Genomic DNA, 21,556 nt, shown 5'->3' on the forward strand with positions numbered 1-21,556 from the left:
TCTTTTTTTTAATTTTGCCACCAAAGTGGTGTAGTTAAATTGTCCGTACCTTGAGCTGAAACAGCTGATGTATAATTTTCATTATTTAAAGACTGTTGCGATAGTGGATAGTTGTATCTAGAAGGAATACTAGATTCAACAGCATCAATAGCTAAAGGTAAAGCAGGGATACCAGTACGTCTCCATTCTGCCCAAGATTCAAGACCTTGCATATATAGAGCTACCCATATTTGTTCTCCAATTTGAGTTAAACCAGTAGCGCCACCAGCGTAAGAAATTGCTGGGAATCCACCAACTCCATTATTTGCTACAGAAGCTGCAACACCTTTGTTAAAGTAATCAGCAGCACTACCACCAATATAACCTTTTTCTGCAGCTTCAGCCATTAATAAGCTTAAGTGCGCATAAGTCATAAAGTAAAAAGGTTGTTCTGCTTCTAAATATTTTGTTCCTATTAAAGATACATTGTTAGAATCACCATAGAAAGAATCACCAATGGCTCTAATACCTGCTGGTTTACCAACATAGCCACCACCAGAACCATCTCCACCAACTTCTTGAGCGTATACAGGTAATCTAGGGTCATTTGAGTCTGACATATAGTTAACTAACTCTTCTCCCATACACCATTCTGTATCACGACCACCATCAACTAAAGCTTCGAAGAAAGGGTTTGCGTTTGGTGCAGCTGATAAGTAAACTAGTTTAGCTTCATCATCGTTACCTGCAAATAAGTTTCCTGAGTTTACTAATGCAGTTAACTCTCCAGAAGCATTATATCCACCTGAAGCAGCACGCATTAATACTTTGAATTTTAAAGATGCTGCATATTTCTTCCATAATGTCCAGTCTCCACCGTACATTAAATCTTGACTAGCATCAATAGAACCATTTCCGTTTAAAAGCCCAATTGCTTTGTCTAACATCTCTAATATTGCAGGGTATACTACAGTTTGGCTATCATCATAAACTGGAGTAATAATTCCGGCATCACCTTGTAAAGCTTCAGACATAGGAATGTTACCATATAAATCTGTTAGTATATGAAAAGCATTTGCTTTTAAAACTATTGCAACACCTTCTAAGTTGTTGTTACCTTGAGCATTTGCTAACTCTTCCATAATAGCAGCATCTTTAGCTACTACATTGTATAAGTTTTGCCAAACCCCATCAATAGTTGTTTGTCTAGGAATATAAAGTTCATTTGTGTTGTAAACTGGTTTTCCTAGGTGTTGTACCCAACAAGAACCTGTTTCACCACCGTTAAAAGCACTACCAACAGTATTACCAGTACCTCTAATAACACCAGCTAATAATAACTCTGCAGGAACTTCACTTGGATCGTTTGGATTTGAGTTGACTTCGTCAAATCCGCTATCGCAACCAGTAATCATGAATACTGGACTTAAAGCAATAAGTAATATTAAATATTTAAGTTTTTTCATTTTCTTTTTTTTTTAGAATTTAACATTTAAGCTAAAACCAAGACTTCTTGTTGGAGGAATCTGAGCATATTCAAGACCTTGTTGACCTGTAGAACTACTAAATGCAGATTCTGGATCGATGTGTGGTACTTTTTTGTAAAGAATAGCTAAATTTCTTGCAGTTAATCCAAGAGAAATTTGATCTACAGCTATGTTAGTAAATAATTTAGCAGGAAGTGTGTAAGTTAATGAAAGCTCTCTCCATTTAACAAAAGAAGCATCATAAACTGAAGACTCAGCAATGTTTTGTGAATACGTAGAGCTAAAGTGAGTTTGAGCAGGTACAACTACGTTGTTTTCAACATATCCGCCGTTTCCGTCAGACATAACACCAACTCCTATAATACCAGTTTCTCTTCCTTGCATTGTTTCTTCAAGAACACCTGCTAATTTACCCCAAGAGTTTGTTTGCGAGTAAATATCTCCACCTTTTTTAACATCGAATAAAGTTGTTAATCTAAGGTTTTTGTAAGACATGTTTATTCCTAAACCACCAGTCCAATCAGCATTAATGTTACCTAATACTTTGTTTGTAGGGTCTATTTGAGCAATACCATTTTCGTAAATAATATCACCATCATCTGTTCTAAGGAATGCAGGACCATATAATGCACCTACAGCTTCTCCTTCTTGTGCAATTACATCAACGTTCCATAAGCCTCCTAATACTACACGACCATTGTTTGTTGTTGGGTCATCATCAATGTTTTGAGCTTCACCTACGTTTTTAGCAAAGTTTATATTCATGCCTAAGTTGAAACCGTCATCATTTTTAATAATGTCCGCTCCAAGAGAAATTTCAATACCTTTATTTGTAATATCGGCAACGTTGTCCCAATATGCAGTATTACCTGAAGAAGGATCAATATCTTTAGCCATAATAACATCGGTAGTTTCCTTGTTGTAGTAAGTGAAATCTAAACGTACTCTACTTTTAAATAAACGTGCTTCAAACCCAACTTCTTTTTCTACAGTATCCTCATTTTTGATATCTGGATTCCATAAAGTACTTGGGAAAAATGCTACTGGAGTTGTTCCCCATGGCTCACCAGAAAATGCGAAACTTGGTTCTATACTGTATGGTGCTAAAGGACCAGCACTACCAGTTTTAGACCATCCACCTCTTACTTTTAAGTAAGATACGAAATCGTTAGACATATCGAAAATATCACTAACAATAGCACTACCTGTTACACTTGGGTAAAAGAAACTGTTGTTTTGTAATGGTAATACAGATGCCCAGTCATTTCTTCCTGTTACATCTAAGAATAAAAAGTCTTTATAAGAAACTCCCATAAAACCAAAAACACTATTTATTTTTCTGTCTTGGTGTTCTTGGAATAATCCAGGAGATACACCATCTCTTGTGTTTGAGATATTGTATAAATCTGGAATTTGTAATTCTGAAGCAACCATTTGTAATCTGTGGTAGTTGTTAACCATGTTGTTACCACCAATGTTAGCATTGAATTTAACATCTTCTCCGATGTTTGTGTTAAAGCTTAAAATAGCTTGAGAGTTTATCTCATATCTAGTACGTTGGAACTCTTCATAACGACCTCTTACGTCTTCATAAGTACCAAATGCACGTCTTTTTGTATCTAAAGAACTAAAGTAGTCAATACCTGTTTGTGCGCTAAAAGAAAGTTTATCGCTTATTTGGTAGCTAATAGAAAAGTTTCCTAATAACCTGTTTCTATCAAATGTATTCGTGTTAGTGTCTAAAGACCAGTAAGGGTTGTTGTTGTAAGCTAAGTTCCAGTTTATTGGAGTAGCTACATCTGCACCAGCTGCAAATCCTGTAGGTAAATTTTTGTAGTCTCTTAAAGCGTTCCAATCTACATTACGACCAGACCATACAATTTGACCTAACTGGTTGTTAGCATCTCCATAACCTACAGAAGGTAAGTTGTCACTTTCTGTTTTAATATAGTTGGCACTTAAACCTACAGTCCACTTATCAGATAAGTTTAGGTTTATTTTACCACTAAAGTTATATTTTTTTAAGTCAGTATTATAAAGAATACCTTTTTGGTCTGTTAAACCGACAGATATTCTACCATTATAATCTTCATTTCCTTTAGAAAATGAAAGGTTATTGTTAGTCGTTAAACCAGTTTCAAAAAAATCTTTAATATTATCTGGTTGAGAAACCCATGGTAAAGCTTCTCCATTTTCTGAATTCCATTGGATGAATTCTAAACCTACATCTAGAGCAGGACCCCAGCTTTCATCAACTCCACCGTCACCAGTTACACCATCTGTAAATTCGAAATATGTAGAACTTGGTCCTTGACCGTAAGAGTTTTGGTAGTCAGGTAATACATAAGCGTTTTCTATACTTACACTAGAAGAAAATTCGATACCTAATTTGTTGTTGTTTTTACCAGATTTAGTTGTTACAACAATTACACCGTTAGCACCACGCATACCATAAAGAGATGTTGCAGCACCACCTTTTAATACGTTTAGTGTTTCAATATCGTCTTGGTTTAAATCGGCTAAACCGTTTGGTGTACTATTACCACCACCATTACTTGAATCACCGTAAGAAGTGTTATCCATTACGACACCATCAACTACTACTAAAGGTTGAGCATCTCCACTAATAGAAGAAATACCTCTAATTACTATTCTACTTTCTGCACCAACGGCACCAGAAGCACTAGTAACACTAACCCCTGCAATTTTACCACTTAAAGAGTTTACAATGTTTGCGTCTCTTACCGTAGTAATATCTTCAGAAGAAACACTTTGAGTTGAGTAACCTAAAGCTTTTTCTTCTCTTTTAATACCAAGAGCTGTAACTACAACTTCTTCTAAAGCCTCTGCATCTTCTTGTAATGTTACGTTAATTGAATTGGCAGCACCTACTAAAACTTCTTTGGTAGTATAACCAACAAAACTAAATACAAGAGTACTCCCTTGAGATGCATTTATTGAGTAGTTACCATCGAAATCTGAAGATGTACCCGATGATGTACCTTTAACTAAGACTGTTGCTCCAGGTAAGGGTAAGCCAGATCCATCTGATACTATACCTGAAATTGTCTTTTCTTGTGCAAACGATAGCTGCACAACAAACGCTAGTAATAGCGTTAGAATTCCACTAAACTTTGTTTTCATTTTATAATTATTTGAATTAGTCAATGCCAAAAATCATAAAATAAAGTTAATAAAACAATAAATAATGGTTAAAATTTGACAAAAAGCTCGAATTTTTAAGAAAACAATAATTTGAAACTAGAAATTAGCAGTTAAACTGAGGTGTATTTTAGAATTGGATAGTTTAAATGGAGTATTCTCATTTTTACCATTTGCGTAATTAAATTTTAAAAGCCCAGCTTTTGTTAAAACGCCAAAACCAAATCCGTAGCTAAATAATTTTTCTTTGCTTTTTAGTATTTTGTTTTCAAAATAACCGGCATCAATTATACTGTGTATAAATATTGAGTTATTTAGCTTTAATCTGTATTCTGTATTTAATGTTGCAAATAATGTAGCAAAAAGACTGTTTTCTTCAAAACCTCTTATTGAGTTTATACCTCCAAATCGTAATAATTCATTTTCAAAATAAGAATCGGATATTAAATTGGATCCATTTCCTCTTATATAGAAGCTGTTTTTTGAGTTTAGTTTAAAAATATTAAAGACGTCGATGGTGTATTGCGATTGTTTTTCGTTGTTATTCGTTGTTTTTCTATTTCCAAATTCAGTTTCTATATATAGTCTTGTGTTGATGGGAAATAATAAATTATCTATTTCTGGTTTTATATAAAGGTAGGCTGTGTTGAAATATTTTGTTTTGTAATCTACAATAGGAAGTCTTGTTTCTTCTTTTAGTAAGTTGTTTGATTCGGTTGTTGTTAACCCTCCGTATATTTTGTTTTTAGAATTGATTTGATAATGTAATCTTGCGGATTGGTTTATAGTTGTGAATGATGAATCTTTTTTGAAAATTTTCAGAAACAAATCAACTCCAATTGGGCTGTTTAATAAATAAGGGATGGTGATATCTGCTTTAAAAGTTTTTTGACTGTTTTCATCACTTTTGTAAAGTAAACTAAAAGCCTCTCCAAAGTTTAAGTTGTTAATTAGGTTTAGGTTTAAATAACCATCAAATTCTAATGTGTTAGTTTCTTCATTAGTTCCAAAGCCTAAAAAGCCATCAAAAGTATTGCTTTTAGATTTTTTAAGATATAAGTATAAGGTTGTCGAGTCTTTGGTAAATAAAACTTCAGGAGGTTTAATTTCGTCTGCAAAACTTAAACTATTTAATGCGTTGGTTTTGTTTTTAATAGTGTTTATGTCGAAAATTTGTTTGGTTTTTATTTTTAAGAAATGTTTTATATAAGATTTAGGAAACTCACTATAGCCTTTAATTACTATATTGTCTATAGTTCTTTTTGTTTTTGTGAAATTGGTGGTTAAATTGGCTTTAAGGTTAATGGAGTCTTTAATCGATATGTTTGATAGTTTTAGTTTGGAAAAGGGAAACCCTTTTTTTGATATTTTGGTGTTAATTACTTTTAAGGCGTCTTTTATTTCAGAGAAACCTAAAATGAAATAATTGTTGAAAACTTGGTTTGAGACAGATTTTAATGATGCAGCGTCTATGTCAGACTGTTTGTAGTATATGTAAATAAAATTAAATTTCTTTTTTAAATTTATATGATACTGAAATGTGGTGGCGTCTACTTTTTTTATGTGTTTAACTTCGCTTTCAATATATCCTATATTATATAGGGTGTTTAGAATGTTCTTAATTTCAAATTCAACAGATGAAACATCAACATGTTCTTTCAGGTAACCCAAAGAGTCGATTACTGCTGTTTCATGTTTAGAATCGCCTTTGATTTTTAATTTAAATTTTTGACAGAAAGCTTCTGAAAAAAAAAAGACAGATATGAATAGTATTAAATAAAACTTTTTTTGCACGTTTTTTAACTGCTATTTTAACTGTAAAACTAACGGAAAAATACAAGCTTATTATATAGTTGATGCTATTATTTTTGAAAACTCTTAAAAATTAATGATTTAGGATTTGAATTCTAAAATTTAATTTCTACATTTGCACCCCTCTTAGAAGAGGATAATAAATTTATATTAATATATATGCCAACAATTTCGCAATTAGTAAGAAAAGGAAGAGCCAAAATAACCAAGAAGAGTAAATCGGCTGCTTTAGATTCTTGTCCGCAAAGACGTGGTGTGTGTACTCGTGTTTACACAACAACTCCAAAAAAACCTAACTCAGCAATGCGTAAGGTAGCAAGGGTTCGTTTAACAAACGGTAACGAGGTTAATGCATACATCGGTGGTGAAGGACATAATTTACAAGAGCACTCGATAGTATTGGTTAGAGGTGGAAGGGTAAAAGATTTACCAGGAGTTAGATATCACATTGTTCGTGGTGCTTTAGATACAGCAGGTGTATCGGGTAGAACGCAACGTAGATCTAAGTATGGTGCAAAACGCCCTAAAAAGTAATTAAAACTTTAAAAAGAAGACATGAGAAAAAGAGCAGCAAAAAAGAGACCGCTTTTACCAGACCCAAAATTTAACGATCAGTTAGTTACGCGTTTCGTTAATATGATGATGTGGGACGGTAAGAAGTCTGTCGCTTTTAAAGTATTCTATGATGCGATAGATATTGTAGAATCAAAGAAAACTGACGAAGAAAAAACAGCATTAGAAACTTGGAAAGACGCTTTATCAAATGTGATGCCTCACGTAGAAGTACGTAGTCGTCGTGTAGGTGGTGCAACATTCCAAATTCCAATGCAAATTCGTCCAGATAGAAAAGTTTCAACAGCAATGAAATGGCTAATTGGCTATGCTCGTAAAAGAAACGAAAAATCTATGGCATTGCGTTTAGCGTCAGAAATTTTAGCAGCAGCTAAAGAAGAAGGTGCGGCGGTTAAGAAAAGAGTAGATACTCACAAAATGGCAGAAGCTAACAAAGCATTCTCTCACTTTAGATTTTAATACGACATGGCAAGAGATTTAAAATACACAAGAAATATAGGTATTGCTGCACATATTGATGCAGGAAAAACCACTACAACAGAACGTATTCTTTATTACACAGGTGTTTCGCACAAAATTGGAGAGGTGCACGATGGTGCTGCTACAATGGATTGGATGGAGCAAGAGCAAGAGAGAGGTATTACAATTACTTCTGCAGCTACAACTTGTGAGTGGAAATTCCCAATTGAGAATGGAAACCCAACACCAGATACTAAAGGGTATCATTTTAATATTATTGATACTCCTGGTCACGTTGATTTTACTGTAGAGGTAAATCGTTCATTACGTGTTCTTGACGGATTAGTGTTCTTATTTAGTGCTGTTGATGGCGTTGAGCCTCAATCAGAAACTAACTGGAGACTAGCTGATAACTATAAAGTACCAAGAATTGGTTTTGTTAATAAAATGGATCGTCAAGGATCTAACTTTTTAGGTGTTTGTCAGCAAGTAAAAGATATGTTAAAATCTAATGCTGTGCCAATTGTATTAAATATTGGTGATGAAATAGATTTTAAAGGTATTATAGATTTAGTAAAGAATAGAGCTATCGTTTGGCATGACGAAACTCAAGGGGCAACTTTTGATGTTATTGAGATTCCAGAAGAGCTTAAAGCTGAAGCAAGAAAATATAGAGCTTTACTTATAGAGGAAGTAGCAACTTACGATGAAAATCTTTTAGAGAAATTCATGGAAGATGAAGATTCTATTACAGAAGAAGAAGTGCACGCTGCGCTTAGAGCTGCTGTAATGGATATGGCTATCATTCCAATGATTTGTGGTTCTGCTTTTAAAAATAAAGGTGTACAATTCTTATTAGATGCAGTATGTCGTTATTTGCCATCACCTACAGATAGAGATAATATTGTAGGTACTAACCCAACTACAGGAGAAGAAGAAGTACGTAAGCCAGATGCTAAAGAACCTTTCTCTGCATTAGCATTTAAAATTGCTACAGATCCTTTCGTGGGGCGTTTAGCATTCTTCCGTGCATATTCAGGGCGTTTAGATGCAGGTTCTTATATCTTGAATAATCGTTCAGGAAAAAAAGAACGTATTTCACGTATCTACCAAATGCACTCTAATAAGCAAAATGCTATCGATTTTATTGAAGCAGGAGATATTGGAGCGGCAGTAGGATTTAAAGATATTAAGACTGGTGATACTATGTCTGATGAAAAAAATCCTATTGTACTAGAGTCTATGGATTTCCCAGATCCAGTAATTGGTATTGCTGTAGAGCCTAAAACAAAGGCAGATGTAGATAAATTAGGTATGGCTTTAGCTAAATTATCTGAAGAGGATCCAACATTTACTGCAAGAACAGATGAAGCTTCAGGACAGACTATTATTTCTGGAATGGGTGAGCTTCACTTAGATATTATTGTAGACCGTCTTAAGCGTGAGTTTAAGGTTGAAGTAAATCAAGGTCAACCACAAGTAGAGTACAAAGAAGCTATTACGCAACGTGCAGAACACAGAGAGGTTTATAAGAAGCAATCTGGTGGACGTGGTAAATTCGCAGATATTGTATTTACTTTAGAACCAGCAGAAGAAGGAAAAGTAGGATTAGAATTCGTTTCAGAAATTAAAGGAGGTAATGTACCTAAAGAATTTATCCCTTCAATTGAAAAAGGATTCAAAATGGCTATGGTCAATGGTCCGTTAGCAGGTTACGAGGTAGATGCTATGAAGGTAACATTAACTGATGGTTCTTACCACGATGTAGATTCAGATCAATTATCATTCGAATTAGCTGCAAAATTAGGGTTTAAAAACTCTGCAAAAGCTGCTAAAGCAGTAATTATGGAGCCTATTATGAAGCTTGAAGTAATTACTCCTGAAGAGAATATGGGTGATATTGTAGGTGATTTAAATAGAAGAAGAGGGCAAGTGAGTGATATGGGTGATAGAGCAGGTGCAAAAACAGTAAAAGCAACTGTTCCATTATCAGAAATGTTTGGTTATGTAACGACATTAAGAACATTATCTTCTGGACGTGCAACATCAACAATGGAATTTTCACACTATGCTGAAACTCCTTCTAATATTTCAGAAGAAGTAATAAAAGCTGCTAAAGGCGTTGAATCGTAAATCTTAAGAAAATGAGTCAAAAAATCAGAATAAAATTAAAATCTTACGATCACAACTTAGTAGACAAGTCTGCTGATAAGATTGTAAAAACAGTAAAAAGTACTGGTGCTGTTGTAACTGGACCAATTCCATTACCAACTCACAAGAAAATTTTCACTGTATTACGTTCACCACACGTAAACAAGAAATCAAGAGAGCAATTTCAATTATCATCTTATAAAAGATTATTAGATATTTACTCTTCGTCATCAAAAACGATTGATGCCTTGATGAAACTTGAATTACCAAGTGGAGTAGAAGTAGAGATAAAAGTTTAGTTATAAACTTACATGTCCTGAGCTGCGTGCAAGGGAAAAACGGTAAAATACAATTCAAGGCTGAAACGTATTTTTCAGCCTTGAATTTTAATAACAAATAGTAACAAATTAAATAAATTATAAATATGTCTGGGTTAATTGGAAAGAAAATCGGTATGACCAGCATTTTTGATGAGAACGGGAAAAATATTCCTTGTACTGTAATCGAAGCTGGACCATGTATCGTTACCCAAGTCAGAACTGAAGAAGTTGACGGCTATTCTGCCGTTCAATTAGGTTTCGATGACGCGACAGAAAAAAGCGCTACAAAAGCAGACCTAGGTCATGCTAAAAAAGCGGGTACTTCTGTAAAACGCAAAGTTGTTGAATTTAAAGGTTTTGATGCGGAGTACAAATTAGGAGATGCAATTACTGTAGAACATTTCGCAGAAGGCGAATTTGTTGATGTATCAGGAACATCTAAAGGAAAAGGATTTCAAGGTGTAGTAAAACGTCATGGTTTTGGTGGTGTAGGTCAAGCTACTCACGGTCAACATAATCGTTTAAGAGCACCAGGGTCTATTGGAGCAGCATCTTACCCTGCAAGAGTTTTCAAAGGAATGAAAATGGCAGGAAGAATGGGTGGAGACACAGTTAAAGTTCAAAATTTAAGAGTTTTAAAAGTAGTTGCTGAAAAGAATCTACTTGTGATTAAAGGATGTGTTCCTGGTCACAAAAACGCTTATGTAATTATTAGAAAATAATGAAAGTAGCAGTTTTAGATATAAACGGAAAAGACACAGGTAGAAAGGCAGACCTTTCTAAAGATGTGTTTGCTATTGAGCCTAATAATCATGCAGTATATTTGGATGTTAAACAATATTTAGCAAACCAACGCCAAGGAACTCACAAATCTAAAGAAAGAGGAGAGATTTCTGGAAGTACACGTAAGATTAAAAAGCAAAAAGGAACTGGTACAGCAAGAGCAGGTAGTATTAAGTCTGGTGTGTTTAAAGGTGGTGGTCGTATGTTCGGTCCAAGACCTAGAAATTACAGCTTCAAACTTAATAAAAACTTAAAGCGTTTAGCGCGTAAATCTGCCCTAAGTATCAAAGCAGGAGAAAAGTCAATTACAGTTTTAGAAGACTTTAATTTTGATACTGTAAAAACTAAAAATTTTACAGCGGTATTAAAGGCTTTAGAGCTTGAAAACAAAAAAACACTCTTTGTGTTGGGTGAGTCAAATAATAACGTATATTTGTCATCGCGTAATTTAAAAAGCTCAGAAGTTGTAACTTCTTCAGAGTTAAGTACATACAAAATACTTAATGCAAATCAAGTAGTATTGTTAGAAGGAGCTTTAGCAGGAATTGAAACAAACTTAAGTAAATAAGAAACAGATGAGTATCTTAATTAAACCTATAATCACAGAAAAAGCGACTGCAGATAGCGAGTTAAGAAATTGCTATACTTTCGCAGTGAACACAAAGGCGAACAAGGTAGAAATCAAAAAAGCAGTTGAGGCTGCTTATGGAGTTTCTGTTGAAAAAGTTCGTACTATAAATGTCCGTCCAGATCGCAGTACCAAGTTTACAAAAACGGGTATTCAACATGGTAAAACAAATGCCGTTAAAAAGGCAATTGTACAACTGGCGGAAGGTGAAATGATTGATTTATACAGTAACATGTAATTAAAGACAAATGTCAGTAAGAAAATTAAAACCAATCACACCAGGACAGCGATTTAGAGTAGTAAATGGTTATGACGCCATTACTACTGATAAGCCGGAAAAAAGTTTACTTGTTCCGAATAAAAGGTCTGGTGGTAGAAACAGTCAAGGAAAAATGACTATGCGCTACATAGGTGGTGGTCATAAACGAAAGTATCGTATTATCGATTTTAAAAGAGACAAAGCAGGTATTCCTGGCGAAGTAGCTTCTATTCAGTACGATCCAAACAGAACAGCTTTTATCGCATTATTGAATTATCAAGATGGTGAAAAAAGATACATTATTGCACAAAATGGTTTGCAGGTTGGGCAAAATGTAGTATCTGGTAAAGAAGGTGTAGCTCCAGAAATAGGAAATGCAATGCCATTAAGTGAAATTCCATTAGGAACTATTATTTCGTGTATAGAGTTACGCCCTGGTCAAGGTGCTATTATGGCGCGTAGTGCAGGTGCTTTTGCTCAATTAATGGCAAGAGATGGTAAGTTTGCTACAGTTAAGTTACCATCAGGAGAAACACGTTTAATATTAGTTAATTGTATGGCTACTATTGGTGTTGTTTCTAATTCAGATCACCAATTATTAGTTGGTGGTAAAGCTGGTAGAACAAGATGGTTAGGTAGAAGACCACGTACTAGACCAGTAGTAATGAATCCAGTTGATCATCCAATGGGTGGTGGTGAAGGTAAATCTGCAGGTGGACACCCTCGTTCTAGAAACGGTATTCCAGCTAAAGGTTACAGAACCCGTTCTAAGACCAAAGCGAGTAATAAATATATTGTAGAACGTAGAAAGAAATAAGACATGGCAAGATCATTAAAAAAAGGACCTTACGTTCATTATAAATTAGAAAAGAAAGTAGCTGTTAATGTTGAAAACAACAAAAAAACAGTAATCAAAACTTGGTCTCGTGCTAGTATGATTACACCAGATTTTGTTGGGCAAACTATCGCAGTACACAATGGCCGTCAATTTGTACCAGTATATGTTACAGAAAATATGGTAGGTCATAAGTTAGGAGAATTTTCACCAACACGTTCATTCCGTGGACATGCCGGTGCTAAAAATAAAGGTAAAAAGTAGTAAGCTATGGGAAGTCGTAAAAAACAAATGGCAGACGCTATTAAGGAAGCAAAAAAGCATGTTGCTTTTGCTAAACTTAATAACTGTCCTACATCACCAAGAAAAATGCGCTTAGTAGCCGATTTAGTAAGAGGCGAAAAGGTAGAGAATGCACTTAATATTTTGAAGTTTAATCAAAAAGAAGCATCTGGTCGTTTAGAGAAGTTGTTATTATCAGCTATCGCTAACTGGCAATCTAAAAATGAAGATGCAGATGTTGAAACTGCAGAATTGATCGTAAAAGAGATTAAAGTGGATAGTGGATCTATGTTAAAAAGATTACGTCCAGCACCTCAAGGTCGTGCACACAGAATTAGAAAACGTTCAAACCACGTAACATTAGTGGTAGGAGCTAACAATAACACACAAGCTTAATAAGAGTATGGGACAAAAAACAAATCCAATCGGAAATCGCTTAGGAATTATCAGAGGATGGGAATCTAACTGGTACGGAGGAAACGATTATGGTGACAAACTTGCCGAAGACGATAAGATTAGAAAATACGTTCACGCGCGTTTATCTAAAGCTAGTGTTAGTAGAGTAATCATCGAAAGAACTTTAAAACTTGTAACCGTTACTATCACTACCGCTAGACCTGGTATTATTATCGGAAAAGGAGGGCAAGAGGTAGACAAGTTAAAAGAAGAACTTAAGAAAATTACTGGAAAAGAAGTTCAGATTAATATTTTTGAGATTAAAAGACCTGAACTAGATGCATTTTTAGTAGGATCTAGCATTGCCCGTCAAATTGAAAACAGAATTTCATATAGACGAGCAATTAAAATGGCTATTGCTGCTACTATGCGTATGAATGCTGAAGGAATTAAAATTCAAATTAGTGGTCGTTTAAATGGTGCTGAAATGGCACGTTCAGAGCACTATAAAGAAGGACGTATTCCTTTATCAACTTTTAGAGCCGATATTGACTATGCTTTAGTTGAGGCACACACTACTTATGGTAGATTGGGTGTTAAAGTATGGATCATGAAAGGTGAAGTATATGGTAAAAGAGAGCTTTCTCCGCTTGTTGGATTATCTAAGAAGCAAGGAAAAGGTGGAGCCGGAAGAGGAGGAAATAAAGGACCTCGTCGTAGAAAGTAATTTTTTATAAAGTAAAGAAAAATGTTACAGCCTAAAAGAACAAAATTTCGTAAACAGCAAAAAGGACGCATGAAAGGTCTTTCTAGTAGAGGACACCAACTTTCAAGCGGAACTTTTGGAATAAAAGCAATGGACGCTACGTTTATTACAGCTCGTCAAATTGAAGCAGCTCGTATTGCCGCTACACGTTACATGAAGAGAGAAGGTCAACTTTGGATTAAAATATTTCCAGACAAACCTATAACAAAAAAGCCTCTTGAAGTACGTATGGGTAAAGGTAAAGGTGCCGTAGAATTATGGGTAGCTGTATGTAGACCAGGACGTGTATTATTTGAAGTAGGAGGAGTGCCATTAGATGTTGCTAAAGAAGCATTGCGTCTAGCAGCACAAAAACTACCTGTAAAAACTAAGTTTATAATCGCTCGCGATTACGAAGCATAATAATTTAAGATGATGAAACAATCAGAAATTAAAGAATTATCTGTAGCCGAGTTACAAGAAAAACTTGGTGAGATAAAAAAGAGTTATTCAGACCTAAAATTGGCTCATGCAATATCTCCTTTAGAAAATCCAATTCAATTACGATCTATTAGAAGAACAGTAGCTAGAATTGCGACCGAATTAACTAAAAGAGAATTACAATAATTCTGCTGAAAGATGGAAACAAGAAATTTAAGAAAAGAACGTATAGGAGTTGTTACAAGTAACAAAATGCAGAAATCTATTGTGGTTTCTGAGGTGAAAAAAGTAAAACATCCTATGTATGGAAAATTCGTTTTAAAAACGAAAAAGTACGTAGCACACGACGAAAAAAATGACTGCAACGAAGGTGATACAGTAAGGATCATGGAAACAAGACCTTTAAGTAAATCTAAATGTTGGAGATTAGTAGAAATCCTAGAAAGAGCTAAATAATTATGTTACAGCAAGAATCAAGAATAAAAGTAGCAGACAATACTGGAGCAAAAGAAGTTTTAGTTATCCGTGTTTTAGGTGGTACTAAAAGAAGATATGCTTCTGTAGGAGACAAAATAGTTGTTTCTGTTAAAGATGCAACCCCTAATGGAAACATTAAGAAAAAAGCAGTTTCTACAGCAGTTGTTGTGCGTACCAAGAAGGAAGTAAGAAGACCAGACGGATCTTATATAAGATTTGATGATAATGCTTGTGTTTTATTAAACCCAACGGGTGAGATGAGAGGTACACGTGTTTTTGGTCCTGTTGCTAGAGAGCTTCGTGATAAACAATTCATGAAGATTGTATCATTAGCACCAGAAGTGCTTTAATACAAAATATAAGTAAGATGACAAAGCTTAAAATAAAAACTGGAGATACTGTAAAAGTAATTGCTGGCGACCATAAAGGATCTGAAGGTAAAGTACAAAAGGTATTAATAGAAAAGAACAAAGCGATTGTAGAGGGTGTAAACATGGTAAAGAAACATACTAAGCCAAGTGCGCAAAACCCTCAAGGAGGAATCGTAGAGAAAGAAGCAGCTATTCATATTTCAAACTTATCATTGTTAACTTCAAAAGGAGAAACAACACGAGTTGGTTATAGAATGGAAGGCGATAAAAAAGTAAGATTTTCAACAAAATCTAATGAAGTAATATAGTTATGGCATATTCACCAAGACTTAAAGAAGAGTATAAAAGCAAAATAATTGCAGCTCTTACAGACGAATTTGGATATAAAAATGTAATGCAGGTTCCTAAACTTTCCAAGATAGTAATATCTAAAGGAGTTGGAGCAGCAGTAGCAGACAAAAAGTTAATTGACTACGCAGTAGAAGAGTTAACAACTATATCTGGACAAAAAGCAATTTCTACATTATCTAAAAAAGATGTTGCTTCATTTAAATTACGTAAAGGTATGCCAATTGGCGCTAAAGTAACTTTACGTGGTGAAAGAATGTATGAATTTTTAGATCGTTTAGTAACATCTGCACTTCCACGTGTTAGAGATTTTAACGGTATTAAAGCTACAGGTTTTGACGGTAGAGGTAATTACAACTTAGGAATTACTGAACAAATAATATTCCCTGAAATAAACATTGATAAAGTGAACAAAATTTCAGGAATGGATATTACATTTGTAACAACTGCTGAAACTGACAAAGAAGCAAAATCATTATTAACTGAATTAGGATTACCTTTTCAAAAAAACTAAGACATGGCTAAAGAATCAATGAAAGCCCGTGAGGTGAAAAGAGCTAAAACAGTAGCTAAATATGCTGAAAAACGAAAAGCTTTAAAAGAAGCTGGAGATTACGAAGCATTACAAAAGCTACCTAAAAATGCATCTCCTATCCGTCAGCATAATAGATGTAAATTAACAGGAAGACCAAAAGGCTATATGAGAACCTTTGGAATTTCTCGTGTAACTTTTAGAGAAATGGCCAATCAAGGTCTTATCCCTGGAGTAAAAAAAGCAAGTTGGTAATATTATTTAAATAATCAGGTTTAAGGTTCGAAATAGTTCGAAAACCAAGACCACAAAATCAATTCATTATGTACTCAGATCCAATTGCGGATTATTTGACTAGAATTAGAAATGCTGTACGTGCCAATCACAGAGTGGTTGAGATACCAGCATCTAATTTAAAGAAGGACATCACTAAAATATTATTCGAACAAGGATATATTTTAAGTTATAAATTTGATGATTCTTCAGTACAAGGCACTATCAAAATAGCGCTTAAGTACAACAAAGAAACAAAAGAACCAGTAATTAAAAAACTTCAAAGAATTAGTACTCCAGGTTTACGTAAGTATGCAGGTGCTAATGATTTACCTAGAATCTTAAACGGTCTTGGTATTGCTATTGTTTCAACTTCTCATGGAGTTATGACAGGTAAACAAGCTAAAAGAGACAATGTAGGTGGCGAAGTTTTATGTTACGTATACTAATTTAAAGCCAGAAAGAAATGTCAAGAGTAGGAAATAATCCAGTAGCCATTCCAGAAGGTGTAACAGTAGACGTTAAAGATAACGTAGTAACTGTAAAAGGAAAATTAGGAGAATTAACGCAAAATTTCAACGCCGTTGAAATTAAGGTAGAAGAAGGAAATGTTTTAGTAACACGTTCGTCCGATTCTAAAGATCAAAAAGCTAAGCACGGCTTATATAGATCTTTAATGAATAATATGGTAGAAGGTGTATCTAAAGGATGGACTAAAGAATTAGAATTGGTAGGTGTAGGTTATAGAGCATCAAACCAAGGTCAAAAATTAGATTTAGCTTTAGGTTTTTCTCATAACATAGTTTTAGATATTGCTCCAGAAGTAAAAGTAGAAACTATCTCAGAAAAAGGAAAAAACCCAATTGTAAAACTAACATCATTCGATAAACAACTTGTTGGTCAAGTCGCTGCGAAGATCCGTGGATTTAGAAAACCTGAACCTTACAAAGGAAAAGGAGTTAAGTTTGTTGGTGAAGAAATAAGAAGAAAAGCAGGTAAATCAGCTTAATAATTAAGTTATGGCATTGACAAAGAACGAAAGAAGATTAAGAATTAAAAACAGAATCCGTAAGGTTGTTTCTGGTACAGGAGCAAGACCTAGATTAGCTGTTTATAGAAGTAATAAAGAAATTTATGCTCAAATAGTTGATGATGTTACTGGTACTACTATTAGTGCAGCATCTTCAAGAGATAAAGACATTAGTTCTGCGAAAGCAACTAAATCTGAAGTAGCAAAATTAGTAGGCAAAGCAATTGCCGAAAAAGCTTTAAAAGCAGGTATAGAAACTATTGCTTTTGATAGAGGAGGGTATTTATACCACGGTAGAATAAAATCACTAGCCGAAGGTGCTAGAGAAGCAGGACTTAAATTTTAAGAAATTATGTTTCAAAAATATAAAAGCGCAGAGTTAGTAAAACCAGGTGGATTAGATCTTAAAGATCGTTTAGTTGGTGTACAAAGAGTTACAAAAGTAACTAAAGGTGGTAGAGCATTTGGTTTCTCAGCAATCGTAGTGGTTGGAGACGAAGCTGGTGTTGTAGGACAAGGTTTAGGGAAATCTAAAGATGTAGCTAGTGCCATTGCAAAAGCTGTAGAAGATGCAAAGAAAAACCTAGTTAGAATTCCTATTATTAAAGGAACATTACCACACGAACAAAAAGGTAAATTTGGTGGAGCGAGAGTAAATATTATTCCTGCTGCTCCAGGTACCGGTGTAATTGCTGGTGGTGCTGTTAGAACAGTACTTGAGGCTGTTGGTGTACACGATGTATTATCAAAATCTCAAGGATCATCAAACCCTCATAACGTTGTAAAAGCTACTTTTGATGCTTTATTACAATTAAGAGATGCAAATGCAATTGCAAGAGACAGAGGTATTTCACTTGAACAAGTTTTTAACGCTTAATACAGACAGAAATGGCAAAGATTAAAGTAAAGAAAGTTAAAAGCGCTATCAATCGTACGCAAAGACAAAAAAGAACTTTAGAAGCTCTAGGTCTTAAAAAGATTGGTCAAGTAAAAGAGCATGAGGCTACACCAAATATACTTGGTATGGTTGCTAAAGTTTCACATTTAGTTTCTGTTGAAGAAGCTTAAAAATATAAACTGAAAAATGGATTTAAGTAATTTAAAACCTGCAGAAGGTTCAGTAAAAAACCAAGGAAAGAGAGTAGGTAGAGGACAAGGTTCTGGAAAAGGTGGTACGGCAACACGTGGTCACAAAGGAGCTAAATCTCGTTCTGGTTATTCTAAGAAACTAGGATTTGAAGGAGGACAAATGCCACTTCAAAGACGTGTACCAAAATTTGGTTTTACTAATATTAACCGTGTTGAGTATCAGGGAATTAATTTGGATACTTTACAAGCATTGGTTGATGATAAGAAAATTAAAGATACTGTTGATTTCGAAACTTTATTTACTAATAATTTAATTGGAAAAAATGATCTAGTTAAAATTTTAGGAAGAGGCGAGTTAAAATCAAAATTAAAAGTATCTGCTCATAAGTTTACTGCTACAGCAAAAGCTGCTATTGAAGCTGCTGGAGGAGAAGCTGTAACTATATAAGACTTTTTAAAAGTATGAAATTTATAGAATCAATTAAGAATGTTTGGAAAATTGAAGAACTAAGAAACAGAATCATAGTTACTTTGAGTTTGTTATTAGTTTATCGTTTTGGTGCTCAAGTGGTATTACCAGGTATTGATGCAGCTCAATTAGGTGGTTTGGCAGAAAAAACAGACGGAGGTTTGTTAGGTTTGCTTAACGCTTTTACAGGAGGTGCTTTTGCTAATGCTTCGGTTTTCGCTTTAGGTATTATGCCTTACATTTCTGCTTCTATTGTTGTACAATTAATGGGTATTGCTATTCCTTACTTGCAAAAATTGCAAAAAGAAGGGGCTAGCGGTCAGAAAAAAATAAATCAGATTACACGCTGGTTAACAATAGCTATTTGTTTATTGCAAGCACCAGGCTATTTGGCAAGCTTACCAGCCTTAGGTATTCCAACAAGTGCTTTCTTGTTAGGTACAGGACCTTTATTTTATTTCTCATCAGTTACAATATTAGTAACAGGCTGTATTTTTGCAATGTGGTTAGGAGAAAAAATTACAGATAAAGGAATAGGTAATGGTATTTCATTATTAATTATGGTTGGTATTATTGCTACATTGCCACAATCGTTTTTACAAAACGCAGCTACCAGATTAGAAGGTGGTGGAAATGGAGGTTTAATGATGGTATTAATAGAGTTTGTAATTTGGTTTGTTATTATTTTAGCTTCTATCTTATTAGTAATGGGAGTTAGAAAAATAGCTGTACAATATGCAAGAAGAACAGCATCTGGCGGTTACGAAAAAAGTGCTATGGCAGGTTCTAGACAATACATCCCATTAAAACTTAATGCTTCAGGTGTAATGCCAATTATATTTGCTCAAGCTATTATGTTTGTTCCTAGTTTAATAGGTGGATCTTCTTTCTTGAAAGAAACATCTGTTGGGACATGGATGCAAACAAATTATTCTGATATGTTTGGGTTTTGGTACAATTTAACTTTTGCTTTATTAATTATAGTATTTACATACTTTTATACAGCAATTACTGTTCCTACTAATAAAATGGCAGACGATTTAAAGCGTAGCGGAGGTTTTATACCAGGTATACGCCCAGGATCTGAAACATCTGAATATTTAGATAAAATAATGTCACAAATTACCTTACCAGGTTCTATATTTTTAGCACTTATAGCTGTGTTCCCAGCATTTATTGTTAAACTTATGGGAGTTCAACAAGGATGGGCTTTATTTTTTGGAGGTACATCATTATTAATTATGGTTGGAGTTGCAATTGACACTATGCAACAAATAAATTCTTATTTGTTGAATAGACACTATGATGGTTTGATGAAAACAGGTAAAAATAGAAAAGCAGTAGCTTAATTTTATACTATGGCAAAACAAGCAGCAATAGAACAAGACGGAACAATAATAGAAGCATTATCCAATGCTATGTTTCGTGTTGAGTTAGAAAATGGTCACATTGTGACAGCACACATTTCTGGTAAAATGCGTATGCATTATATTAAATTATTACCGGGAGATAAAGTAAAATTAGAAATGAGTCCTTATGATTTAACAAAGGCTCGAATAACTTATAGATACTAATACGATGAAAGTAAGAGCATCAGTTAAAAAAAGAAGCGCAGATTGTAAAATTGTGCGTAGAAAAGGAAGACTTTACGTAATTAACAAAAAGAATCCTAGATTTAAACAAAGACAAGGGTAATTATGGCAAGAATTGCAGGTGTAGACATACCAAAAAACAAAAGAGGAGTAATCTCTTTAACCTATATCTATGGAATAGGTAGAAGTAGAGCGAAAGAAATTTTAGCAACAGCTAAAGTTGATGAAAGTACAAAAGTTCAAGACTGGACCGATGACCAAATAGCTGGTATTCGTGATGCAGTAGGTACTTTTACTATCGAAGGTGAATTACGTTCTGAAACACAATTAAACATTAAAAGATTAATGGATATTGGTTGTTACAGAGGTATTCGTCATAGATCTGGTCTTCCATTAAGAGGGCAACGTACAAAAAACAACTCTAGAACGAGAAAAGGTAGAAGAAAAACGGTTGCTAACAAGAAGAAAGCAACTAAATAATAATTAGTCTTTAGGCTTTAGACGTTGGAAGGAATCTGTTTGAAATTATAATAGTTTAGGATTCTAGCGACTATAACTAAAACTAAAAGCTAAAAATAAAATGGCAAAAACAAGCACAAAAAAACGTAAAGTTATTATTGATGCAGTTGGTGAAGCACACGTTACTGCCTCATTTAACAACATCATAATTTCACTTACCAACAAAAAAGGAGATGTAATTTCTTGGTCTTCAGCTGGTAAAATGGGATTTAGAGGTTCAAAGAAAAACACACCTTACGCAGCTCAATTAGCTGCTGAAGATGCAGCAGCAGTAGCATCGGAAGCTGGATTGAAAAAAGTAAAGGTATATGTAAAAGGACCTGGAAATGGTAGAGAATCTGCTATTCGTTCTATCCATAACGCAGGAATTGAAGTAACAGAAATTATAGATGTTACACCTTTACCACATAATGGATGTCGTCCTCCAAAAAGAAGAAGAGTTTAATCTCGTTTAAACACGCGATTTAAATAAAGCAAAGGCTAAAATTAATATCATCTGATTTTCAGATGATATTAATTTTTTGTGTAAATTTGCAAACTGAAA

32 protein-coding genes are annotated in these 21,556 nt (G+C 34.3%); 29 read left to right on the forward strand and 3 right to left on the reverse strand.

Going from position 1 to position 21,556, the window contains the following annotated elements:
- Positions 1-8: 8 nt before the first annotated feature.
- The 3 genes from ACNG5D_RS03080 to ACNG5D_RS03090 all read right to left on the reverse strand — a co-directional run bounded on the left by ACNG5D_RS03080 (position 9) and on the right by ACNG5D_RS03090 (position 6,422).
- A complete protein-coding gene (locus ACNG5D_RS03080; protein ID WP_418182030.1) occupies positions 9-1,445 on the reverse strand; it encodes a SusD/RagB family nutrient-binding outer membrane lipoprotein in 1,437 nt (478 codons plus the stop codon).
- Positions 1,446-1,457: 12 nt separating this feature from the next.
- Positions 1,458-4,610 carry a SusC/RagA family TonB-linked outer membrane protein gene (locus ACNG5D_RS03085; RefSeq protein WP_418182031.1) on the reverse strand — a complete coding sequence of 1,051 codons (3,153 nt, stop codon included), beginning with the start codon at positions 4,608-4,610 and terminating at the stop codon, positions 1,458-1,460.
- 117 nt (positions 4,611-4,727) lie between these two features.
- The gene (locus tag ACNG5D_RS03090) at positions 4,728-6,422 is read right to left on the reverse strand and encodes a POTRA domain-containing protein (protein ID WP_418182032.1); all 1,695 of its coding nucleotides are present in this window, start codon (positions 6,420-6,422) and stop codon (positions 4,728-4,730) included.
- 177 nt (positions 6,423-6,599) lie between these two features.
- Here ACNG5D_RS03090 and rpsL point away from each other — a divergent pair, with 177 nt between their 5' ends.
- From rpsL to rpsK, 29 genes are all read left to right on the forward strand, one after another.
- Positions 6,600-6,974, forward strand: a complete 375-nt coding sequence (gene rpsL, locus ACNG5D_RS03095; protein WP_019386263.1) for a 30S ribosomal protein S12 — start codon at positions 6,600-6,602, stop codon at positions 6,972-6,974.
- Positions 6,975-6,995: 21 nt separating this feature from the next.
- Positions 6,996-7,472: a 30S ribosomal protein S7 gene (gene rpsG / locus ACNG5D_RS03100; protein WP_418182033.1), complete on the forward strand. Its 477-nt coding sequence runs from the start codon at positions 6,996-6,998 to the stop codon at positions 7,470-7,472.
- A 6-nt stretch (positions 7,473-7,478) separates the two neighbouring features.
- Complete coding sequence (gene fusA / locus ACNG5D_RS03105) at positions 7,479-9,605, forward strand: elongation factor G (protein ID WP_418182034.1); 2,127 nt, start codon at positions 7,479-7,481, stop codon at positions 9,603-9,605.
- A gap of 11 nt (positions 9,606-9,616) precedes the next feature.
- Positions 9,617-9,922, forward strand: coding sequence for a 30S ribosomal protein S10 (gene rpsJ / locus ACNG5D_RS03110; RefSeq protein ID WP_007650482.1), 306 nt, complete (start codon positions 9,617-9,619; stop codon positions 9,920-9,922).
- Between the two features lie 125 nt (positions 9,923-10,047).
- Positions 10,048-10,665: a 50S ribosomal protein L3 gene (rplC, locus tag ACNG5D_RS03115; RefSeq protein ID WP_418182035.1), complete on the forward strand. Its 618-nt coding sequence runs from the start codon at positions 10,048-10,050 to the stop codon at positions 10,663-10,665.
- Entirely contained in the window at positions 10,665-11,294 is a 630-nt protein-coding gene (gene rplD, locus ACNG5D_RS03120) for a 50S ribosomal protein L4 (protein WP_418182036.1), read from the forward strand. Before rplC ends, rplD begins: the two co-directional genes overlap by 1 nt.
- Before the next feature lie 7 nt (positions 11,295-11,301).
- On the forward strand, positions 11,302-11,592 hold the full coding sequence (gene rplW / locus ACNG5D_RS03125; protein ID WP_019386269.1) for a 50S ribosomal protein L23: 291 nt from the start codon (positions 11,302-11,304) through the stop codon (positions 11,590-11,592).
- Between the two features lie 10 nt (positions 11,593-11,602).
- On the forward strand, positions 11,603-12,430 hold the full coding sequence (rplB, locus tag ACNG5D_RS03130) for a 50S ribosomal protein L2 (RefSeq protein WP_418182037.1): 828 nt from the start codon (positions 11,603-11,605) through the stop codon (positions 12,428-12,430).
- A 3-nt stretch (positions 12,431-12,433) separates the two neighbouring features.
- The gene (gene rpsS, locus ACNG5D_RS03135) at positions 12,434-12,712 is read left to right on the forward strand and encodes a 30S ribosomal protein S19 (protein ID WP_034043300.1); all 279 of its coding nucleotides are present in this window, start codon (positions 12,434-12,436) and stop codon (positions 12,710-12,712) included.
- Positions 12,713-12,718: 6 nt separating this feature from the next.
- Positions 12,719-13,126, forward strand: a complete 408-nt coding sequence (gene rplV / locus ACNG5D_RS03140; RefSeq protein ID WP_418182038.1) for a 50S ribosomal protein L22 — start codon at positions 12,719-12,721, stop codon at positions 13,124-13,126.
- Positions 13,127-13,133: 7 nt separating this feature from the next.
- Positions 13,134-13,853: a 30S ribosomal protein S3 gene (gene rpsC / locus ACNG5D_RS03145; RefSeq protein ID WP_092847748.1), complete on the forward strand. Its 720-nt coding sequence runs from the start codon at positions 13,134-13,136 to the stop codon at positions 13,851-13,853.
- Positions 13,854-13,874: 21 nt separating this feature from the next.
- A complete protein-coding gene (rplP, locus tag ACNG5D_RS03150) occupies positions 13,875-14,294 on the forward strand; it encodes a 50S ribosomal protein L16 (RefSeq protein WP_418182039.1) in 420 nt (139 codons plus the stop codon).
- 12 nt (positions 14,295-14,306) lie between these two features.
- Positions 14,307-14,498: a 50S ribosomal protein L29 gene (gene rpmC, locus ACNG5D_RS03155; RefSeq protein WP_418182488.1), complete on the forward strand. Its 192-nt coding sequence runs from the start codon at positions 14,307-14,309 to the stop codon at positions 14,496-14,498.
- Positions 14,499-14,510: 12 nt separating this feature from the next.
- The gene (gene rpsQ, locus ACNG5D_RS03160; protein ID WP_418182040.1) at positions 14,511-14,768 is read left to right on the forward strand and encodes a 30S ribosomal protein S17; all 258 of its coding nucleotides are present in this window, start codon (positions 14,511-14,513) and stop codon (positions 14,766-14,768) included.
- A 2-nt stretch (positions 14,769-14,770) separates the two neighbouring features.
- Positions 14,771-15,139, forward strand: coding sequence for a 50S ribosomal protein L14 (gene rplN / locus ACNG5D_RS03165; RefSeq protein WP_069831953.1), 369 nt, complete (start codon positions 14,771-14,773; stop codon positions 15,137-15,139).
- 17 nt (positions 15,140-15,156) lie between these two features.
- On the forward strand, positions 15,157-15,468 hold the full coding sequence (gene rplX / locus ACNG5D_RS03170; protein ID WP_418182041.1) for a 50S ribosomal protein L24: 312 nt from the start codon (positions 15,157-15,159) through the stop codon (positions 15,466-15,468).
- A gap of 2 nt (positions 15,469-15,470) precedes the next feature.
- Positions 15,471-16,022 (forward strand): 50S ribosomal protein L5, encoded by a 552-nt coding sequence (gene rplE / locus ACNG5D_RS03175; RefSeq protein WP_418182042.1) that lies wholly within the window; start codon positions 15,471-15,473, stop codon positions 16,020-16,022.
- A gap of 3 nt (positions 16,023-16,025) precedes the next feature.
- Entirely contained in the window at positions 16,026-16,295 is a 270-nt protein-coding gene (rpsN, locus tag ACNG5D_RS03180) for a 30S ribosomal protein S14 (RefSeq protein WP_092579393.1), read from the forward strand.
- A gap of 68 nt (positions 16,296-16,363) precedes the next feature.
- Entirely contained in the window at positions 16,364-16,762 is a 399-nt protein-coding gene (rpsH, locus tag ACNG5D_RS03185) for a 30S ribosomal protein S8 (RefSeq protein ID WP_298239218.1), read from the forward strand.
- Positions 16,763-16,779: 17 nt separating this feature from the next.
- The gene (gene rplF / locus ACNG5D_RS03190) at positions 16,780-17,322 is read left to right on the forward strand and encodes a 50S ribosomal protein L6 (RefSeq protein WP_418182043.1); all 543 of its coding nucleotides are present in this window, start codon (positions 16,780-16,782) and stop codon (positions 17,320-17,322) included.
- A 10-nt stretch (positions 17,323-17,332) separates the two neighbouring features.
- On the forward strand, positions 17,333-17,689 hold the full coding sequence (rplR, locus tag ACNG5D_RS03195) for a 50S ribosomal protein L18 (RefSeq protein WP_418182044.1): 357 nt from the start codon (positions 17,333-17,335) through the stop codon (positions 17,687-17,689).
- Between the two features lie 6 nt (positions 17,690-17,695).
- Positions 17,696-18,220 (forward strand): 30S ribosomal protein S5, encoded by a 525-nt coding sequence (gene rpsE, locus ACNG5D_RS03200; protein ID WP_418182045.1) that lies wholly within the window; start codon positions 17,696-17,698, stop codon positions 18,218-18,220.
- Between the two features lie 11 nt (positions 18,221-18,231).
- A complete protein-coding gene (gene rpmD / locus ACNG5D_RS03205) occupies positions 18,232-18,411 on the forward strand; it encodes a 50S ribosomal protein L30 (RefSeq protein ID WP_019386285.1) in 180 nt (59 codons plus the stop codon).
- Positions 18,412-18,427: 16 nt separating this feature from the next.
- Positions 18,428-18,880, forward strand: coding sequence for a 50S ribosomal protein L15 (gene rplO, locus ACNG5D_RS03210; protein ID WP_418182046.1), 453 nt, complete (start codon positions 18,428-18,430; stop codon positions 18,878-18,880).
- A gap of 14 nt (positions 18,881-18,894) precedes the next feature.
- Positions 18,895-20,250, forward strand: a complete 1,356-nt coding sequence (secY, locus tag ACNG5D_RS03215; RefSeq protein WP_418182047.1) for a preprotein translocase subunit SecY — start codon at positions 18,895-18,897, stop codon at positions 20,248-20,250.
- Between the two features lie 9 nt (positions 20,251-20,259).
- Positions 20,260-20,475 (forward strand): translation initiation factor IF-1, encoded by a 216-nt coding sequence (gene infA / locus ACNG5D_RS03220; protein WP_007094967.1) that lies wholly within the window; start codon positions 20,260-20,262, stop codon positions 20,473-20,475.
- A gap of 4 nt (positions 20,476-20,479) precedes the next feature.
- Complete coding sequence (gene ykgO / locus ACNG5D_RS03225) at positions 20,480-20,596, forward strand: type B 50S ribosomal protein L36 (RefSeq protein ID WP_013305171.1); 117 nt, start codon at positions 20,480-20,482, stop codon at positions 20,594-20,596.
- Between the two features lie 2 nt (positions 20,597-20,598).
- On the forward strand, positions 20,599-20,973 hold the full coding sequence (rpsM, locus tag ACNG5D_RS03230) for a 30S ribosomal protein S13 (RefSeq protein WP_418182048.1): 375 nt from the start codon (positions 20,599-20,601) through the stop codon (positions 20,971-20,973).
- Between the two features lie 100 nt (positions 20,974-21,073).
- Positions 21,074-21,457, forward strand: a complete 384-nt coding sequence (gene rpsK / locus ACNG5D_RS03235) for a 30S ribosomal protein S11 (protein ID WP_418182049.1) — start codon at positions 21,074-21,076, stop codon at positions 21,455-21,457.
- The last annotated feature ends 99 nt before the right edge of the window (positions 21,458-21,556 follow it).

The sequence above is a fragment of the Algibacter ulvanivorans genome, assembly GCF_048381495.1.
GTDB classification, from domain to species: Bacteria; Bacteroidota; Bacteroidia; order Flavobacteriales; family Flavobacteriaceae; genus Algibacter_B; species Algibacter_B ulvanivorans.

What these genes read in the sequence shown, in the direction of transcription:
- rpsK (WP_418182049.1), top strand. Translation starts at nt 21,074, where the DNA reads ATGGCAAAAACAAGCACAAAAAAACGTAAAGTTATTATTGATGCAGTT.
- rplX (WP_418182041.1), top strand. Translation starts at nt 15,157, where the DNA reads ATGACAAAGCTTAAAATAAAAACTGGAGATACTGTAAAAGTAATTGCT.
- rpsC (WP_092847748.1), top strand. Translation starts at nt 13,134, where the DNA reads ATGGGACAAAAAACAAATCCAATCGGAAATCGCTTAGGAATTATCAGA.
- rplE (WP_418182042.1), top strand. Translation starts at nt 15,471, where the DNA reads ATGGCATATTCACCAAGACTTAAAGAAGAGTATAAAAGCAAAATAATT.
- rplB (WP_418182037.1), top strand. Translation starts at nt 11,603, where the DNA reads ATGTCAGTAAGAAAATTAAAACCAATCACACCAGGACAGCGATTTAGA.
- ykgO (WP_013305171.1), top strand. Translation starts at nt 20,480, where the DNA reads ATGAAAGTAAGAGCATCAGTTAAAAAAAGAAGCGCAGATTGTAAAATT.
- rplD (WP_418182036.1), top strand. Translation starts at nt 10,665, where the DNA reads ATGAAAGTAGCAGTTTTAGATATAAACGGAAAAGACACAGGTAGAAAG.
- rpsN (WP_092579393.1), top strand. Translation starts at nt 16,026, where the DNA reads ATGGCTAAAGAATCAATGAAAGCCCGTGAGGTGAAAAGAGCTAAAACA.
- infA (WP_007094967.1), top strand. Translation starts at nt 20,260, where the DNA reads ATGGCAAAACAAGCAGCAATAGAACAAGACGGAACAATAATAGAAGCA.
- rpsG (WP_418182033.1), top strand. Translation starts at nt 6,996, where the DNA reads ATGAGAAAAAGAGCAGCAAAAAAGAGACCGCTTTTACCAGACCCAAAA.
- rplP (WP_418182039.1), top strand. Translation starts at nt 13,875, where the DNA reads ATGTTACAGCCTAAAAGAACAAAATTTCGTAAACAGCAAAAAGGACGC.
- rplC (WP_418182035.1), top strand. Translation starts at nt 10,048, where the DNA reads ATGTCTGGGTTAATTGGAAAGAAAATCGGTATGACCAGCATTTTTGAT.
- rpsL (WP_019386263.1), top strand. Translation starts at nt 6,600, where the DNA reads ATGCCAACAATTTCGCAATTAGTAAGAAAAGGAAGAGCCAAAATAACC.
- ACNG5D_RS03080 (WP_418182030.1), bottom strand. Translation starts at nt 1,445, where the DNA reads ATGAAAAAACTTAAATATTTAATATTACTTATTGCTTTAAGTCCAGTA.
- rpsE (WP_418182045.1), top strand. Translation starts at nt 17,696, where the DNA reads ATGTTTCAAAAATATAAAAGCGCAGAGTTAGTAAAACCAGGTGGATTA.
- secY (WP_418182047.1), top strand. Translation starts at nt 18,895, where the DNA reads ATGAAATTTATAGAATCAATTAAGAATGTTTGGAAAATTGAAGAACTA.
- rpsH (WP_298239218.1), top strand. Translation starts at nt 16,364, where the DNA reads ATGTACTCAGATCCAATTGCGGATTATTTGACTAGAATTAGAAATGCT.
- rpmD (WP_019386285.1), top strand. Translation starts at nt 18,232, where the DNA reads ATGGCAAAGATTAAAGTAAAGAAAGTTAAAAGCGCTATCAATCGTACG.
- rplW (WP_019386269.1), top strand. Translation starts at nt 11,302, where the DNA reads ATGAGTATCTTAATTAAACCTATAATCACAGAAAAAGCGACTGCAGAT.
- rpsM (WP_418182048.1), top strand. Translation starts at nt 20,599, where the DNA reads ATGGCAAGAATTGCAGGTGTAGACATACCAAAAAACAAAAGAGGAGTA.
- rplN (WP_069831953.1), top strand. Translation starts at nt 14,771, where the DNA reads ATGTTACAGCAAGAATCAAGAATAAAAGTAGCAGACAATACTGGAGCA.
- rpsQ (WP_418182040.1), top strand. Translation starts at nt 14,511, where the DNA reads ATGGAAACAAGAAATTTAAGAAAAGAACGTATAGGAGTTGTTACAAGT.
- rpsJ (WP_007650482.1), top strand. Translation starts at nt 9,617, where the DNA reads ATGAGTCAAAAAATCAGAATAAAATTAAAATCTTACGATCACAACTTA.
- rplR (WP_418182044.1), top strand. Translation starts at nt 17,333, where the DNA reads ATGGCATTGACAAAGAACGAAAGAAGATTAAGAATTAAAAACAGAATC.
- rplO (WP_418182046.1), top strand. Translation starts at nt 18,428, where the DNA reads ATGGATTTAAGTAATTTAAAACCTGCAGAAGGTTCAGTAAAAAACCAA.
- rpmC (WP_418182488.1), top strand. Translation starts at nt 14,307, where the DNA reads ATGAAACAATCAGAAATTAAAGAATTATCTGTAGCCGAGTTACAAGAA.
- rplV (WP_418182038.1), top strand. Translation starts at nt 12,719, where the DNA reads ATGGGAAGTCGTAAAAAACAAATGGCAGACGCTATTAAGGAAGCAAAA.
- ACNG5D_RS03085 (WP_418182031.1), bottom strand. Translation starts at nt 4,610, where the DNA reads ATGAAAACAAAGTTTAGTGGAATTCTAACGCTATTACTAGCGTTTGTT.
- fusA (WP_418182034.1), top strand. Translation starts at nt 7,479, where the DNA reads ATGGCAAGAGATTTAAAATACACAAGAAATATAGGTATTGCTGCACAT.
- rpsS (WP_034043300.1), top strand. Translation starts at nt 12,434, where the DNA reads ATGGCAAGATCATTAAAAAAAGGACCTTACGTTCATTATAAATTAGAA.
- rplF (WP_418182043.1), top strand. Translation starts at nt 16,780, where the DNA reads ATGTCAAGAGTAGGAAATAATCCAGTAGCCATTCCAGAAGGTGTAACA.